Source organism: Paenibacillus camelliae (genome assembly GCF_023715345.1).
GTDB lineage: Bacteria > Bacillota > Bacilli > Paenibacillales > Paenibacillaceae > Pristimantibacillus > Pristimantibacillus camelliae.
Window position 1 is genome coordinate 1 of the sequence record NZ_JAMBNY010000089.1, and the last position, 255, is coordinate 255.

At 47.8% G+C, this 255-nt stretch carries 1 protein-coding gene; it reads left to right on the forward strand.

Going from position 1 to position 255, the window contains the following annotated elements:
- On the forward strand, nucleotides 1-255 hold a 255-nt coding region (locus M3180_RS22535; protein WP_251671644.1), incomplete at both ends, for a reverse transcriptase domain-containing protein.

Consider the following 255-nt stretch of genomic DNA (forward strand, 5'->3'; position numbering starts at 1 on the left):
TGCAAGCGGGAGTAATGGAAGGAGGTCTCGTTCAAGCGACAACGGAAGGGGCTCCGCAAGGAGGTCCACTTAGTCCGCTATTATCGAACATCGTCCTAGACGAGTTAGATAAGGAACTGGAAAAGAGAAACCTTCGTTTCGTGAGATATGCCGACGACTGCAACATCTATGTGAAAACGTGGAAGGCAGGACAACGAGTGATGAGCTCCATTACTGCATTCATCGAAGGAAAACTGAAGTTGAAAGTTAACCGAG